Consider the following 16,481-nt stretch of genomic DNA (forward strand, 5'->3'; position numbering starts at 1 on the left):
ACCACTATAATATGGAGGGAAATGATAAAAAATTGAGCAATTTTGAGTCACAGCTAGGTGAATTGTTTTGTGTCCAGTTTAAGGGGGCCTAGCCGCGAGCGCTGATAAAATTTCGTGAACGCTGATAAGTTTGGCACGAGCGCTGATAAAATATTTGAACACTGCCCTCATTTCCTCAACAACAAAAAAGATCCAAGCGAAGTCATCATACCTCGCTTGGATCTTCTCTTACATTAGTAAGAAAACGATTAATTGTGTTTAGGACATCTTTTTGCCGTTCAAAAACTAGCGAGAAATGGTTAGCATTTGTCATTAACACATTAATCCGTGGAACAATCTTTTCTAATTCCGCAAATGACTCGTTGAAAAAAAGTGGCCTACCTGCTCCCATGTAACCCGTCGCTTTAACTAAAAGTACGGGAACTGTAATGTGTGGCAATACTTCTTCGTGATTAAACTCAAAAAAACTATCAAAGTCTTTCTCTATCACTTCAACTTTTGAACGATGACGCACCGTTTTTTCATCGATTGCTTTTGTTTCATACTGTGCAATCTCCTCTAACTGTTGTGACCAGTTAATGTTTAGCTTCTCATACGCACGCTTTGTAAAATCAATATAATCAGCCTTAGATTGATATGGCTTCTCTAGCCGTTGTAGTGACGGTAAAATGAGTTCTTTTTGACCGAAATCAGCAACCCCTGCACCATCTAGTAAAATGAGTGATCGAACGCGGCTACTTAAAGCTGTCACTTTCGCGCAAATATATCCACCAATTGAATAACCGACTAATGTAACCTCTTTAAGATTTAACATCATTAATAAATCGAGTAAATCACCTACATGATGGTCGATCGAAGTTGGCCGGTCCGTCTCATCACTTAACCCTCGCCCTCGTAAGTCATAACTAATGACTCGATGATCGCTAGCTAGTGAATCTTGATAATATGCCATTTGCTTATGGTTACCGGTTAAACCGTGAACTAAAATAACAACATGTTCCCCTTCGCCTCGCTCAAATACACGAAGCTTTTTACCGTTAGTTAATTGAATATGACGTTCCAATTCGAACACCTCAGCTTTTAATTCAATTTCCCTACTTGATAAATCGAGTAAATCACTTTCCCTGACATTCGCTTTCCACGCGATACAAACAAGCGATTGTTCAGCCATTGATATTGGTTAGAAGACGTTTCGAAAATCGGTGCCGTATGAAAGTAGTATTCATCGATCGGCACTTCATCACCATCATCTAACCTTTTAATAACGGATCGTTCACCTGCTCGTATTCCTCGATAAGTCATCATAATTAACTGTTTGTCATTCGTTTCTAACAAAATACGAACATCTTGAATAACCGTTCCATCATCGCGAACAGTACTCCAATCATCACCACCTGGCACGACATTTCCTTGAAGCCTTTCTCCTTTAAAAACACCACCTGTCACACGGATCACTCGCCGATTGCCAACCGGTGTTTTACCTGGTAAGTGTGGTTTTTCCACCGTTAACTCTAAATCACACAAATGAACTAAGTCTGGCTTCGGTAATAATGGCATATTTACGCCTCAGCCTCCTTTACAACTGAACGTGAAAATTGCTGCACTTCTCTATTACTACATCCTATGTCCTATATAAAAAAATAGACCAATAGAGTTTGTAGACTACTTTTAAAATACACAAAAAATCCCTAACGCCTCAATTGACGTTAGGGATCATAACTCTATTATTTTGGAACGATTTTTGAGAACTGGCCACAGTAATAACCTAAAGGTTCTCCTTCATCATAGTCATAGTTTTCAACTTCACCTATGAATAAAACGTGGTCACCACCATCATATTCAGCCCATGGTGCACACTCAATATGTGCCAAACTATCTTTAATTCGCTGACCACCTTCAGAAGTTTCCCATTCAAATGGAGATTCTTCATTCGGCTTACCAGCAAAATGGATTGCTGTCTGTTGTTGTTCTTCTTTTAAAACGTTGACAATAAAATGATTGCCGCGCATCTTTTCTAAAGCTTTCGTATTCCGGTCAACTGAAACTAACACTAACGGCGGCTCTAGTGAAACAGAAGTAAATGAGTTTACTGTAAAGCCGTGTGTATGTCCGTCTGCTTCACATGTGACGACTGTGACACCTGTTGCAAACTTCCCCATGCAATTACGAAAATCTCGTTGGTCCATTTAAACCTCTCCTTTGTACCTTACTACAACCGGTTACTACTAAAATTATTCATATTATAACGCAATATGCTTGTTTTAAATGTGATCTCTATTAAATCCACCAACAACCCTATCATACTAAACTTAATCTATAGAAAAAAGCCTCGAAGACCGAGGCTTTTCTTTAAGAGTAAGGGAATTGACGTTTTTTATGTTGAATGGAAATCCATTTCTTAGTTGTAAATGCTTCTAAACTCTCACTACCGTTCAATCGACCGACTCCAGACATTTTTTCACCGCCAAAGGCTACAATGGGTTCATCATTAATTGTGCCATCATTCACGTGAATCATGCCTGTCTCTATACGCTTACCTAATTCTGCACCACGCTCAGTGTTAGCAGTATGAACAGCTCCACTTAAACCGAAATCAGAGGCATTAGCAATCTCTATAGCTTCTTCATCAGATTCAAACGTAGTAACGGCTACCGCTGGGCCAAACATTTCTTCGTTAGCTACACTCATATTTGGTGAAACGTCTGTTAAAATAGTCGGTGTCACAACATTACCTTTCACTTCACCACGAACTAATGGTACTGCACCTTCTTCAATACTTTTCTCAATTGTATTTTCTAATGTTTCAACTTGTCGTTTATTAATTAGTGGGCCGATAATGGTATCCTCTTCTCGAGGGTCACCAACTTTTAACGACTCTACTTTATTTTTATACTTTTGTAAGAACTCGTCTTTCACACTTTCATGAACTAAAACTCTATTAGCTGACATACAAATTTGTCCTTGGTGTGTAAAACGACTAAATACAGCAGCACTTACAGCATAATCAATATCTGCGTCATCTAAAATAATTAACGCACTATTGCCACCTAATTCAAGAGAAGCTTTTTTTAGATTTCTACCCGCGACTTCTCCAATCTTTCTACCAACTACTGTAGAGCCTGTAAATGAAACGACTTTGTTTAATGGGTGCTCTACGAAACGATCGCCAATTTCTGAGATCTCAGTTATGACAGAGTTTACTAATCCTTTTGGTAAACCAGCTAATTCAAAAATCTTAACTAATAATGTACCACCTGTTACTGGCGTATCTTCGTGCGGTTTAATGACCACTCCGTTACCAGCTCCAACTGCTGTTGCAACAGATTTCATTGATAAATAAAATGGGAAGTTAAATGGACTAATAACCCCAACTACACCTACTGGTTCCTGATAAACTCGATTTTCTTTACCATCTACAGGGGATGGCAAAATCTCACCTGTCATTCTTAACGGATATGTAGATGCTTCCTTAATAATATTAGTAACTAAACCAATTTCAAAGCCAGCTTTTAACCTTGTTCCACCTAACTCTTCAATGATTAGTTCTGTAATTTCATCATGATTTTCCTCTACAACTTTCGCTGCTTGTAAAAGTAAGTCTCGACGTTCATATGGATTTATATTAATCCAATCTTGCTGTACTTCATTTGCACTTTCATATGCTTGATCCAAATCATCCTTAGAAGCGCTTGTCATTGTAGCAATGACTTCTTCACTATAAGGATTTAGGTTATTCATTTCGATTGAACCCTGGCCCTCTCTCCACTTTCCTCCGATTGCCTGTTTTGATAATTGATCAAAACTAAAATGTGTCATATATTTATTCCTCCAGTGCTATCTCTGTAAGTTGTCATCGATTAAGTTACTTAATTTCTCTACATCTTCTAAAACGTCTTGAACGGCTTGTGACATGCTTTCCATAGCATCTGACTGTTCAGCTGATTGTTGGTTGACGTTTTGAACCATTTGCTCGAAATTCTGTACATTCTCAACCAATGCTGAAGTAATATCACTTATTTCTTCTGAAGATTTCTTAGATTCACTTGCTAACTTTCTAACTTCATCAGCTACAACTGAAAATCCTTTTCCATACTCTCCAGCTCTAGCAGCTTCAATTGAAGCATTTAGTCCTAGAATATTGCTTTGATCAGAAATCTTAGTTACGTCTTCTGAAAATTCGTCTATACTCTTTATGTTATTATTCATAGAACCAAACTGCTCTTTCGTTTCTTCCAAGTTTCGAGATAACTCATCACTTGTTGATGTCACTTCTTCAATTACTGAAGTTATGTTTTCAAACGTTTCATATAGTTTATTACTAACTTCTGAGAGCACTTCTGCTCTTTCTATACTTGTTCCAATACCGACGCCACCAATGATTTCACCATCATCATTTCTCAGCGGAATTGCTCTAGCAATTACAGGTACACCAAAGACTTCTTTAGGTACTCTCATCGTCTGTTGCTGACCTTCATTGATCGCTTTTGTAATAATATCCCCTTCTTGTAACGGGTCACCTTGTTGTACTGGTAACTGAAAAGTCTCACCTGGAATGTTTAATAATAGTCTTTCAGTATCATAGATTCCTACTGTTACATCCTCTTGTATTAAAGGGTTCAATAATGGTGCAACTTTTTGAAACGCTTCCAACACACTTAAATCATTTTTAACTGTTTCCAAACTTAAACCTCCTTATAATCATGGATTTAGAGGTAAACCGTTTGTAGTTACCCGGCGGCACGGCCACCATAGCAACTGCCTTAGGTCCGTAACTTTGCGTATCACTTTTTCAAATGACTTGCCACTCTTTTCGGTTTACATAAAATTTTTCTAACTTAAGAAGCATATCATAACTGTTGGTAATTTGTCCCTTTAGACGTTTCTAGTTTGAATAAACTCCTCGACTTCTTCTTTCGTCGGCATACCAGACTGTGCGCCTAGTTTACTAACCGACAGTGCCCCAACTGCATTTCCGAACAAACAACCTTCAGCTAACGAATCACCTCGCGTTAACGCAACGGCCAACGCGCCATTAAATGAATCGCCTGCACCCGTCGTATCGACGACATCTACAGAAAAACCAGGGACTAGGTGAGACTGGCCATGCTCAAAATACTCGACACCTTTTGACCCGTGAGTGATTACGAACTTTTCGCGATTTTGTTCATAAAACGCCTTCTTCTCTTCATCATCTAAAAGCACCGCTAACTCATGCTCATTCGGTGTAATATAATCGACAGAAGCCATAACAGAAATTGAGATCGGCTGAACAGGCGCAGGGTTTAAAATCACACGAACACCATGCTTATTCGCCAACTCTACCGCTTTTTCAACGGATTCAATCGGAATTTCAAACTGAAGTAAAATCGTCTCACTTTCTGCAATGATAGGCTCATATTTCTCGACTAACTGTGGCGTAACTGCATGATTAGCACCAGGAACAACGATAATATGATTATCATTCTCCGCAATCGTAATCGACGCAACACCCGTTGGTTCGCCTGGGGCTTCTTCAATATAATTTGTATTGATACCTTGAGTTTCAAAATGGTGATTTAACGTTTTAGCAAAAGCATCATTTCCAACACAACCAATTAAATTCACATTCGCACCAAGCTTACTTGAAGCAACGGCCTGATTAGCTCCTTTTCCACCTGGGATCGTTGAAAAAGATTTCCCTAAGAGCGTTTCACCTTTATTCGGAAACTGTTCTGCTTCTGTCACTAAATCCATATTAATACTACCGATCACTGTTACTGTTCCTGATGACATAATGCTCCTCCTTAACTCACTTATATGACACTCACCGACAATTATATGTAAATTTCCCGGGAAATTTCCTGACTTCATTTTACATAAAAAGCTATAAAGTGCCTACGCGCAAGACATAGGCACTTCATCACTCTATTGTTCCATTAAAATGAATTGATATAACTTATAGTCTATTTTCCCTTGTTCTTGCTCTCGTTCTTCAAAGTTTTCCGAGTGGATATAACTTCTTAATGCTTTATAAAACGTTTCATCGGTAACATCTGTCGCATCGTGTAAATAGCCTAATTGTGTGAAGCGACGAACGAGTTTTTCACGTTTTTCTGTATCAATGTCCAAAATATCTTCCGATTTCGGACGAGTGAAGTACAATTGATGTAAACGATAAATTCGCTCTAGTTCATGAATTGGCGTTTCATGATCATCAACTCTTAAATCAACCATTCGATCATTTAAGCCAGCGTAACCGCCTTTTTCTTTAACGATAAACAGAGCAGCTGACTGCATACCACGTGAATCACCACCAGCTTTTTGTCCTTCTTTTAAGGCGTGGAGAAGTTTTTCTGCTAGTGGCTCACCAGCTTTCTCTTCAAAACCTTTTGCCATTGCGTTAGCGGTCTCTTCACTTACAAGGATATTACCTTGTGCGGCATAGTTTTCTCCTGTTTTTCCACCAGCCCAGTCATAACAACCGTCACCAGTGAACGTGGCCACGCCACCATTTGCATCAACGATTCCAGCTTGACGCATCGCTTTGTCCGGATCTTTTCCCACTAATATGTCCATCACTTCTTGAGCTGACTTACCTTCTTTCAACAACCGTAAACCTTCAGGGCCATAAGACGTATTGGCCATCGATTGTGTAGCAACCGCTCCTACACCAGCTTCAGCCCACGGTACAACAGCACCAACACCTAAAAACTTAGACTGTACGGCAATACCAAGCTCTCCAGTTTCTGGGTCTCTACCAACAATTGAAAATGTCGCGACTAAATCGTTAGGAATTTTGTTCATAATTTAACTCCTCCTTAAAATTGGTAAGGCTCTTTTTTAAATATTAAACTAAACGTAATAAATGCGATTAATGATAAAAATACTGGGATCGTAACAGCATGGACACCAAATAAATTACCGTACGTATCATTGTACTGATGGATTGCGATATACGAACCAATCCCGACAACCATCGAAGCAATCGCACCGTGTTTATTGGCATATTTCCAATAAAGTCCGAGTACAATCGGCCAGATAAATGCCGCTTCTAAACCACCAAACGCAAATAAATTTAAATAGATTAATAGTTCAGGTGGATTAATCGATAGTAAAAATACTATAACACCTAAAATGGCCGTAAAGCCAATGCTCACCCTTTTCACATGAGCACGATTAGCATCAGGTTTGAAATAGTTAATGTAAACATCTTTTACGACAGATGAACTGACGAGTAACAACAATGAATCGACCGTCGACATCATCGCCGCAAGTGGTGCTGCGAGTACGATCCCCGCCACCCAAGGCGGTAGCGTCTCCATGGCAATGAGCGGAATCACTTGATCAGCTACTTCAATTCCAGGCAAAACGGGTCTAGCGAAAACACCAATTAAGTGCATGTTCAACATAATGAATCCGACAACAATGGTTCCAATCATAAGAGCACGATGCATTGAGCGAGCGTCACGATAAGACATCGCACGTACCGCTACTTGTGGAAGACCAACGACACCTACACCGACTAAAATCCAAAACGATGTGACATATGCAGCCGTTAATTGCCCATCATGCCCGTACGGTGTTACTAAGTTCGGGTTTTCAGTCACTAAATCGGTCATAATTTGATCGATCCCACCACCTGCGATCACAACACCAATTAATAACACAAGTGTTCCGACAAACATGATAATCCCTTGCGTTGCATCTGTGACGGCAACCGCGCGGAACCCACCGATAATGACGTATAATAACACAGCAACAGCAAATAAAAACAATGCTCCTAAATAAGACAAACCTGTTACCGTTTGAATTAAGTAAGCACCGCCGATCCACTGTGCCGCCATTGCAGCAAATAAGAAGACGACAATACTAAACGCTGAAATTAATACGACTGATTTACTTTGGTAACGTTCTTTCAAAAAATCGATTAACGTTACGGCTTTAAATTTTCTCGTCACAATGGCAAATTTCTTACCTAAAACGAGCAGCACGAAATAACCAGTTGCCACTTGTGTCATCGCAAGTAACACCCAACCTAACCCGATCGTGTAGGCTGCACCCGGCCCACCAAGAAAACTTGATGCACTGCCGTAAGTCGCAGCCATCGTCATCGCTAAGACGAGTCCACCGAGCTCACGACTTCCTAAGAAATAGTCACTCAAAAACGAAGACGACTGCTTCATTTTTCTATTTGACCAGATTCCGATTAAAAAAATTACAAACAATAATGCTAAGAGAGGAACTAACACTTCCCAATTCACCGCTCGTCACTCCCCTCTTCGTCAAATGGTACTTCTTTTAACACAAATTTCACGACTAAATAGACGAGAAATACCATAACGATGAAGCCCATAATACAGCTCCAAAAGAACCATGCTGGAAAACCGAATATATATGTATAATCTTCAGGTGGTTTAGACCCTAATGTGTAGGCGAATCCATACCACCAAATGATGTTAAAAACCGCTAACGCACAACCAATTAACGCTTCTCGGTGCGCAATCCGAAAACGCCAATCCGTCCGCTTCTCCCCCTTCGGCACTTCAACATCCCCTTTCAATAAATTAACGTGTTGAATACTTCCATTGTAAAGCAAGGCGGACTAAAAATCATTGGGGTTTTAAAAAATTAGTTATCCCCGCCTTTAGCAGTTACTTACCATTTAAAAAGCGAACCGATATTGGCCCGCTTTATTATTAGCTATATGTCGCTAAGGCGTCTGATAGTAGACCCCAGAACTTTTCTTGGTTTAAGTCTCGTGCAAATTTCACATTTGGCTCACGATCTGTTACAGCAAGTAAGTCCACACACGTCATACCGTAAGCAAACTCACCTTTCGTTTCAATATCGACACGGACATCAACCGTATCAAAAATCGATGGGTCAATTAAGTACGCGACTGTACAAGCATCATGAATCGGTGCTCCATCGAATCCGAACACTTCTTTATATGTCTTTTTAAAGAAACGAAGCAGTTCAACAACGAATTCAGATACAGGGTTATCAATTGCTGCAAAACGATCAATCGTTTCATCTGTCGCTTGTGCTTCATGCGTCACATCTAAACCGAACATCGCAATTGGCACACCACTTTCGTAGACGACTTTTGCCGCTTCAGCATCAACCCAAATATTAAATTCAGCTGCTGGCGTCCAATTTCCAAACGTTCCTCCACCCATTAGCACGATTTCTTGAATTTTCGGAACAATTTTCGGTTCTTTTACCATCGCCATCGCAATATTCGTTAAAGGCCCTGTTGGCACTAATGTAATATCGCCATCTGATGCCATCACTTTTTCAATAATTAAATCAACGGCGTGTTGTTCCACGACAGGTGTATTCGGTACATCAGGTAAATTAGGCCCGTCTAATCCCGAGTCACCATGAATCGATTCAGCAATTTGTGTTTCACGAACCATCGGGCGATTTGAACCTTGTGCAACTGGAACATCTAGTCCAATAATGTCACAAACACGTCTTGCATTTAAAGTCGTTTTATCCACTTCAACATTCCCTGCCACCGTCGTAACAGCTTCTATTTTTATTTTGTCATTCGCATGCGCTAAAATCATCGAAATTGCATCATCATGACCAGGATCACAATCTAAAATAACTCTACGTTGTTCTACCATAATATGCCTCCTATACCTCTCAAATGTTGCTACAATGCTTAGTCTAATAGAAAACGCTTACAAAAGATAGACATTTGACTTGGAATTTCGACAAGGAATTTTAAGGTATTTCTATAAATAGAGCAGGAGAAAGGGGAGTATGTCCATGGAACAAAAAGGTTGTATTAAATGCGGCAGTCGCGATGCCGATCAAAAAGAAGTCGCAATGACAGGAACAGGTTTTTCAAAAATGTTCGACGTCCAACACAATAAGTTCATCGTCGTATTTTGTAATAATTGTGGCTACTCTGAGTTTTATAATTCAAATACTTCAACAGCGAGTAACGTATTTGACTTCTTTTTCGGTGGATAGCAACATTTAAGCCAGTTCAATTCATTAATGAACTGGCTTTTCTATGCTAAAATATAGACAGTCTCATCATTAGGAAGGAGCTACATTTTGAAACCGATCATCATTAGACCACTAGTGACACTTTTAATGGGGACGACTTATTTAGTATCACAATTCGTCGACCATGACATACTTCCAATCTTAGTGAGTTTATTTGCACTTATTACGATTATTTCTTTTATTCCATATTTAAAAAAAGTCCCGATGATTTTAATTAGCTCACTACTCGGTTTATCTTTTATATTTTTCATTCAAGGTGAAGGGCTATGGGGAATGTTTCACGGACTGAATACGAACGTTTCCGTTTTAGCGATTTTTATTTTCGTCCCGCTCATATCAATTCCTATTTACCAAGGGAATTACTTACTCTATTTAGAAACGGTATTTAATTACTATATTAAAACGACTAAGCAACTCTATATTTACGTTAAAACGGCTTTAATGGGTGTCGGATCAGTTATGAATTTAGGGACTGTCCCGATTTTATTTCAACTGACGGACACTGAATCGTACAAACCGTATCGTATGTTAAGAACGCGTGCTTTAGGACGCGGTTTTGCGATGGCCTTCATGTGGTCGCCCTATTTCATTTCTGTTGCTTTAATTATTTCTTACTTTGACGTTGAATGGATTCAACTTTTCCCGTTAGGTATTTCAATGGCAATCATTGGTATTGTGTTAGGTAGTTTTTTTGAATCAAAACATGATGCTGTAATTCCGACTGATGAGGAAGTGGAGTCGAATGTCTCAATCGATCAAGCGAAGAAAAAGTTACTCGAATTACTCGTCATTATTATCGTGATGACCGCAGCAATTATGGTCATCGAATATTTTGTTAACCTTTCTGTTTTAACGATTATTCCGCTCATTGCTATTGTTCTGTCGATTGGCTGGGGACTTGTTTACCAGTCGCCAAAAGAGCTTGGACGAAGCTTTTTCAACTTCACACAAGAACGGCTGCCAGCTATGGGTAATGAGCTGTCGTTATTTATCGCAGCGGGGGCTTTCGGTGCTGCCATTTTAAGCGCAGGTGCTAGTGATTGGATTATTTATTTTATCGACGTATTCGGCATCTCACACATTCTTGTTTTAATACCTGTCTTATTAGTTGTCGTTAATCTGCTTTCATTCGTTGGGGTGCATCCAATTATTACGATGACTGCACTAGCAATTACACTGAGCTCATCACCGATTTTCATCGATGATCACTTTTTATTAAGCTTCGGCTTACTATCAGCCTGGATGGTATCCGTGATCTCATCACCATTTTCAGGACTGAACTTGCTCATGTCCGGCTTAGCACAAAGCAACCCAATCGCGATCGGCCCGAAAAGTAACTTGCCATTCGCACTGACACTGTGGGGGATTGCTTATGTGATTATGGTTGGGTTGTATTTTGTATTTTAAAGTGTGAGCGCTGATAAATTTTGCTGAGCGCTGATATTTTATCGTGAGCGCCGATAAATTTTGCTGAGCGCTGATATTTTATCGTGAGCGCTGATATTTTATCGTGAGCGCCAAATGAATCTCGTGAGTGCCAATTTATTTTTGCGAGCGCCAAAATAACTTTCGCGAGCGCCAAATTAATTCCGGGAACGCCAAATAATTGCTCGCCAGTACCTACACCATTCATGCTATAATACGGTTAACATAACAGTTGGAGTGACGTTAATGATCGAACAGCTGAAAACATTATATCCAAGCATGACTCAATTGGATCAACCGACTGACGACTATATCACATTTATTGTTAGCGAAACGTTGTACGGCATTCCAAAAGATGACTTATCTGAAGAATCGCTGACGCTTCTTCAAACATTGTTACCGAACCAAGTAACTTCGCAAAAAGAACAAGGTTGGATTCACTTTTTAACGGGACAAACGAGTGAACCACCACAACAACTAGAGGCTTTTCGTGTTGTCGCTTTATACGTCCAATCGACTTTTGAACAGTCACTATTGGAAAGTACGTTAGAGGATGTGCTCGGTAAAAAACTCATCTTCATTTGGCAAAATAGTAATTCAGCGATTGTGTTGGAGTCTCTAAAAATGGATGAGGAATCTCTGCAGTTCCATGAAGTGATTGATATTTTGTCGAACGATTTAGAAGTAAAGCTCTCGATCTTTCAAACCGAAATTTACGAAGAGATCGAACTTTTGCCTAAACTTTACAACTGGAGCATTGAAGTTGCGGAAAAGTTATTGAAGTCGTCTCATCAACGTGTTTTAACACAAAGTGAAGCGCTCATCCCAACAATGATCGAAAGCTTAAGCGAGGATGACCGCAGCTATTTTGTGAATACGGTTTTAAAAGAAGCTATCAATGATTCAGAACTACTGAAGACGATTGTAGCAACGGTTGAACATCAAGTGAATATTTCGGTTGTAGCAAAAGAACTGTATATGCATCGTAACACCGTGCAAAAACGGATTGAAAAATTTTACGAGCTAACGGGGCTTGACGTGCGTCAGTTTGAAGATGCGTTAAAAGCCTACGTCTGTATTAAATATTTAACGTAAAAATTCCCTTGGGCAACTCCAAGGGAATTAATCATCTCGAATATATGAAATCGCTTCTCTTGTCTGGTCGATATAGTCGACGGCTTGTTCGTATTGAACCGATGCTAAACACATGAAAAGCATATCTATAATATGTAATTGCGCAATTCGTGATGATGTCGCACCACTTCTAAATGTCGCTTCACGCGCTGCTGAAGTATGAAGCGTGATGTCTGAAAGGTCAGCCACTTTTGAGCGTCCATACTTTGTAATACTGATTTGGCGCTCGCACCGATTTTTTTGCGGTAAATTTTATCAGCGTTCGCCCACTTTTATCGGCGCTCGTGATAATTTATCGGCATTCACGCTATTTTTATCAGCGCTCGTAAAATTTTATCGGCGCTCAACCAAGTTTTATCAGCGCTCGCCCACTTTTATCAGCGCTCAGACCAATTTATCAGCGCTCACCACCGAACTGATTTCAATTCAACACCTTCACACCGCCTGACAGCAATGTCACATTCGAATGTTCATGCAAAATGCTCGCTGGGAATTGCTCATCGACTTCGCCTTGTAACATTCGACTGACCGCTTCTTGTTTATCTTCGCCGTATACGAGCAAAATAATTTGCTCCGCTTCCATAATCGTTTCAATCCCCATTGTGATCGCCTTTTTCGGCACTTCATCTAAACTGTTAAAAAATCGAGCGTTAGCTTTTCGAGTCGTCTCGGCTAAATCAACAACGTGGGTGCGCGAAGAAAAAGGGGTGCCAGGTTCATTAAAGCCGATATGACCATTATGCCCTAAGCCGAGTACTTGTAAATCAATTCCACCATGCTGTTTAATCAGTTGTTCATACCGCTCACACTCTAAAGTCAAATTAGCCGCTTCACCGTCTGGAATCAATGTTTGGCCAACTCGAATATGTTGAAATAAATTGTCTTCCATAAAACTACGGTAACTTTGCGGATGATCAGAAGCAATTCCAACATACTCATCTAGATTAAACGTCACAGCCTTTGACAAATCAATCAAACGTTTGATTAACTGCTCATACATCCCTTTTGGTGTGCTGCCAGTCGCTAAGCCTAACGTTGAATTAGGCTTTTTTTTCAGCTGATTCATTATTAATTCTGCTGCTGTTAGACTAAAGTCGTCATAACGATTAGCTTTTATGTGCCTCATAACTGATGACTCCTTTGCAATACGTTGAATGAATATTAAATTGATCATCAACTAACAAAAAGTCAGCATCCTTTCCGACTGTAATGCTGCCTTTCAGATCCCACACTCCATACTGTTTAGCTGGATTTTCAGCCGTCATCTTAATGACATCGTGAAAACTAGCTTCACAAAGTTCAATCATGCGTCTAACCGCCTGATCCATCATTAGAACACTACCCGCAAGTGTTCCATCAGTCAAAGTCGCGCTCTCACCCTCAACTGTTACAGTATGACTGCCTAACCTGTATGTGCCATCGTTCAAGCCTTTTGCACGCATCGCATCGGTAATCATCAATATTTTGTCAGGACCTAACGTCTTATACAAAATTTTAACCATATCATCAGAGACGTGAATGCCATCGACGATTAATTCACTTTTCAACTCATCCATTAACATGGCCGCTCCAACAGCACCAACTTCACGGTGATGCACGCCATTCATCGCATTGCACAAATGAGTTAACTGTTTCAGCCCCTCACGACAAGCTTGTTCAATATGTTGGAAACTGGCATCGGTATGGCCTGCAGATGCGATCACTCCGTGTTCATCTAAATAACGGATTAACGGACTAGCAGCTTCTAATTCTGGCGCTAACGTCATCGCTTTAACAGCACCAGTTTCAACCCAACGTTTCGCAACGGTGAGGTCTGGCTCAATAATACAGTCTGGCGGTTGTGCGCCTGCTTTTGATTTTTCAATAAAAGGGCCTTCTACATGAGCGCCGAGAACTTCAGCTTGCCCTCGTTTCGATGAATATTGAGCAATCGTGCTGACGACTTGGTCCAATTCATCTAGCGGACTCGTTAAAGTCGTTGCTAAAAACGATGTTGTCCCCTCTTTTGGCAAAGTTTCTGCGATTTGATCTAAAGCTTCTTCTGTTCCATCCATTACATCAACCCCAGAAGCACCGTGGATATGTGTGTCAATGAAACCTGGGACAAGGTTAAAGCCTTTTCCGTCGACTGCCCTTTCACCTTCCAATGGCTCGTGATGAATTTCGGCAATGCGCCCGTCTTCTACTGTAATCGCGCCGTCAACAATGACCCCATCTTCTAAGTATAAATTAACGTGATTGATTGAGAACATACAGAGCTCTCCTTTATATGTTAACTTTTATTTTAAGAAACTTTAATAAAATCCGTAATATTGTTTTAACATATTCGAATTCATATTATAATAGAGACACAAAAACTTTCAGAAAACTTTACTTAAAGGAGTGCTTCACATGTCTAAGGCATGGCTCGATGAACAACAGATTATACTTAAAAAGGTATTTCAATTTAACTCCTCCAAATAAGTTGTTCATTTAACAAACTTTATAGTTACTACAATAACTTCGACAAAAAAGCGTTAACCCTTTTTGGATTAACGTCTACGTTAGTTTAGTTCAGTAAGAGGCCATCACTTCCTCAGTACTTTTTTTAGAAAATAAATAATGGGAAACCACATCATTATCCCATGCGCTAATCCAACAATGCTCATTACTAATGGAGTAAATGGAATTGCAATTAACCCTGATTTGATTCCCCTAATCTCATTTTGTCCTGCTTGAAAAGTAAGGTTCTCATTAAAGAAAGAATAAAAAAATAGTCCTACCCCTATCACTAACCCCAATAGTGAATAGTATAATAAACACTTTTGAATAACTATTTTTAGTAATTGTTTCTTATCCACTGTGTGTTTCTCCATTTTCCCTCTTTTCCCTTCTTCAACTATTTCGCTCCAAATAGTTGATTTACGCTGATTTACTTAATCTACTATTGCTCAAGTTAGTGTAAGTTTAGTTTACAACGTTATTATTATTTGTAACTAATTTTACTTTCCCACTTATTCAACTTTTCACTAACTAACTTTCCGAACTCTTCTTCATTCTCAGATAACTTATAATACATAGCTAAGGCGACCAAAACAACATCGATACATTCCTCTTTTACATCATCGATTCCTAACTGCTTATAGTCACTCCCACTTGCTTTAAGATAAGATAATACAGCTTGAGAAGTTTCACCAACTTCTTCAGTTAACTTTAGTGCCATTTGTTCTAACGTTTTTGGTTCTCTTTCACTAAGTGATTTTATTTCTGTTAGCAATTGCTCCATGATTTCTCACCTCTATTAGATTGCTACTTACCATTTATGTATAACGATAAACTCATTATAAACTGTTCACCAATAGGACCCATTTTCCTCCTGCCCGTATCCCTATAACCTATTGTAGAGTACAGTTTCTGAGCAGGAATGTTTTTATGATTAACAGCCAATATAATTTCGTTACAGTTAGGAAATTCAGATTTAACAAAATCATTTAATAAGAACATAGCCTGTTTAGCATATCCTTTTCCTTGCTTCGTTTGATTAATAGATAATGAAGTTAACAACATTGCATTTGGGTTATCTGAATACTCTTTTACACGTTCTGTTGAATGTAATAAAAAGAAGCCTATAGGTTCATTTTCGCTTACTACAACAATTCTATATTGTCCTTCTGTGACCTCGAAATATTTGCTCGGTAAAGCAGTGAATTGTGCTTGCTCTTCAGGAAGTTCAAAAGACTTCAAGTCATCTAAATACTCATCTGAGAAATGTTCTAACTTTATGTGATTAACTGTTTTCATAAGACTGTATTCTCTCCTTACATTTTTTACATATTAACACGATGAATGTATGTTCTTAATATTCTATATTCAACTCCATGCATTTTATAAATTTCGCTCAACAAGAAAATACTACTTATTTGTTATGCTCCATTAACTCT

The 16,481-nt window shown here is 39.3% G+C and carries 18 protein-coding genes, 1 pseudogene and 1 riboswitch; of the genes and pseudogenes, 3 read left to right on the forward strand and 16 right to left on the reverse strand.

The window, feature by feature from the left end; genetic code table 11:
• Positions 1-205: 205 nt before the first annotated feature.
• The 10 genes from J2R98_RS10510 to J2R98_RS10555 form a co-directional block, all read right to left on the reverse strand.
• A complete protein-coding gene (locus J2R98_RS10510; protein WP_307068766.1) occupies positions 206-1,063 on the reverse strand; it encodes an alpha/beta fold hydrolase in 858 nt (285 codons plus the stop codon).
• 17 nt (positions 1,064-1,080) lie between these two features.
• Positions 1,081-1,557 carry a DUF3237 domain-containing protein gene (locus J2R98_RS10515; protein ID WP_307068768.1) on the reverse strand — a complete coding sequence of 159 codons (477 nt, stop codon included), beginning with the start codon at positions 1,555-1,557 and terminating at the stop codon, positions 1,081-1,083.
• 167 nt (positions 1,558-1,724) lie between these two features.
• Positions 1,725-2,186 (reverse strand): flavin reductase family protein, encoded by a 462-nt coding sequence (locus J2R98_RS10520; protein ID WP_307068770.1) that lies wholly within the window; start codon positions 2,184-2,186, stop codon positions 1,725-1,727.
• A 163-nt stretch (positions 2,187-2,349) separates the two neighbouring features.
• Complete coding sequence (locus J2R98_RS10525) at positions 2,350-3,816, reverse strand: aldehyde dehydrogenase family protein (protein ID WP_307068772.1); 1,467 nt, start codon at positions 3,814-3,816, stop codon at positions 2,350-2,352.
• Between the two features lie 18 nt (positions 3,817-3,834).
• Complete coding sequence (locus J2R98_RS10530; protein WP_370871982.1) at positions 3,835-4,455, reverse strand: methyl-accepting chemotaxis protein; 621 nt, start codon at positions 4,453-4,455, stop codon at positions 3,835-3,837.
• 275 nt (positions 4,456-4,730) lie between these two features.
• Positions 4,731-4,813, reverse strand: a riboswitch (cyclic di-GMP riboswitch).
• Positions 4,814-4,872: 59 nt separating this feature from the next.
• On the reverse strand, positions 4,873-5,772 hold the full coding sequence (gene rbsK, locus J2R98_RS10535) for a ribokinase (protein ID WP_307068777.1): 900 nt from the start codon (positions 5,770-5,772) through the stop codon (positions 4,873-4,875).
• A 132-nt stretch (positions 5,773-5,904) separates the two neighbouring features.
• Positions 5,905-6,783 carry a DUF1028 domain-containing protein gene (locus J2R98_RS10540; RefSeq protein WP_307068779.1) on the reverse strand — a complete coding sequence of 293 codons (879 nt, stop codon included), beginning with the start codon at positions 6,781-6,783 and terminating at the stop codon, positions 5,905-5,907.
• Positions 6,784-6,797: 14 nt separating this feature from the next.
• Positions 6,798-8,240, reverse strand: a complete 1,443-nt coding sequence (gene panF, locus J2R98_RS10545; RefSeq protein ID WP_307068780.1) for a sodium/pantothenate symporter — start codon at positions 8,238-8,240, stop codon at positions 6,798-6,800.
• A complete protein-coding gene (locus J2R98_RS10550) occupies positions 8,237-8,521 on the reverse strand; it encodes a YhdT family protein (protein WP_246118855.1) in 285 nt (94 codons plus the stop codon). The genes panF and J2R98_RS10550 overlap by 4 nt, the downstream gene beginning before the upstream one ends.
• A gap of 154 nt (positions 8,522-8,675) precedes the next feature.
• Complete coding sequence (locus J2R98_RS10555) at positions 8,676-9,611, reverse strand: nucleoside hydrolase (protein ID WP_307068782.1); 936 nt, start codon at positions 9,609-9,611, stop codon at positions 8,676-8,678.
• A 145-nt stretch (positions 9,612-9,756) separates the two neighbouring features.
• Between J2R98_RS10555 and J2R98_RS10560 the strand changes: the two genes are divergently transcribed.
• From J2R98_RS10560 to J2R98_RS10570, 3 genes are all read left to right on the forward strand, one after another.
• On the forward strand, positions 9,757-9,963 hold the full coding sequence (locus J2R98_RS10560) for a zinc ribbon domain-containing protein (protein ID WP_017186851.1): 207 nt from the start codon (positions 9,757-9,759) through the stop codon (positions 9,961-9,963).
• A gap of 87 nt (positions 9,964-10,050) precedes the next feature.
• On the forward strand, positions 10,051-11,409 hold the full coding sequence (locus J2R98_RS10565) for a hypothetical protein (RefSeq protein ID WP_307068785.1): 1,359 nt from the start codon (positions 10,051-10,053) through the stop codon (positions 11,407-11,409).
• Between the two features lie 264 nt (positions 11,410-11,673).
• Positions 11,674-12,522 carry a PucR family transcriptional regulator gene (locus J2R98_RS10570; protein ID WP_307068788.1) on the forward strand — a complete coding sequence of 283 codons (849 nt, stop codon included), beginning with the start codon at positions 11,674-11,676 and terminating at the stop codon, positions 12,520-12,522.
• 27 nt (positions 12,523-12,549) lie between these two features.
• Here the strand turns inward: J2R98_RS10570 and J2R98_RS10575 are convergent.
• From J2R98_RS10575 to J2R98_RS10600, 6 genes and pseudogenes are all read right to left on the reverse strand, one after another.
• A pseudogene (locus tag J2R98_RS10575) lies at positions 12,550-12,786 on the reverse strand (MurR/RpiR family transcriptional regulator); the annotation flags it as partial.
• 196 nt (positions 12,787-12,982) lie between these two features.
• Positions 12,983-13,687, reverse strand: a complete 705-nt coding sequence (nagB, locus tag J2R98_RS10580; protein ID WP_307068793.1) for a glucosamine-6-phosphate deaminase — start codon at positions 13,685-13,687, stop codon at positions 12,983-12,985.
• Positions 13,668-14,813, reverse strand: a complete 1,146-nt coding sequence (gene nagA, locus J2R98_RS10585; RefSeq protein ID WP_307068795.1) for an N-acetylglucosamine-6-phosphate deacetylase — start codon at positions 14,811-14,813, stop codon at positions 13,668-13,670. Before nagA ends, nagB begins: the two co-directional genes overlap by 20 nt.
• Before the next feature lie 315 nt (positions 14,814-15,128).
• The gene (locus J2R98_RS10590; protein ID WP_307068797.1) at positions 15,129-15,401 is read right to left on the reverse strand and encodes a hypothetical protein; all 273 of its coding nucleotides are present in this window, start codon (positions 15,399-15,401) and stop codon (positions 15,129-15,131) included.
• A 125-nt stretch (positions 15,402-15,526) separates the two neighbouring features.
• Positions 15,527-15,826: a MazG-like family protein gene (locus J2R98_RS10595; protein WP_307068798.1), complete on the reverse strand. Its 300-nt coding sequence runs from the start codon at positions 15,824-15,826 to the stop codon at positions 15,527-15,529.
• Positions 15,827-15,849: 23 nt separating this feature from the next.
• Positions 15,850-16,341 carry a GNAT family N-acetyltransferase gene (locus J2R98_RS10600; protein WP_307068800.1) on the reverse strand — a complete coding sequence of 164 codons (492 nt, stop codon included), beginning with the start codon at positions 16,339-16,341 and terminating at the stop codon, positions 15,850-15,852.
• Between the last annotated feature and the right edge of the window lie 140 nt (positions 16,342-16,481).

The sequence above is a fragment of the Alkalibacillus filiformis genome (genome assembly GCF_030814115.1).
Taxonomy (GTDB): domain Bacteria; phylum Bacillota; class Bacilli; order Bacillales; family Alkalibacillaceae; genus Alkalibacillus; species Alkalibacillus filiformis.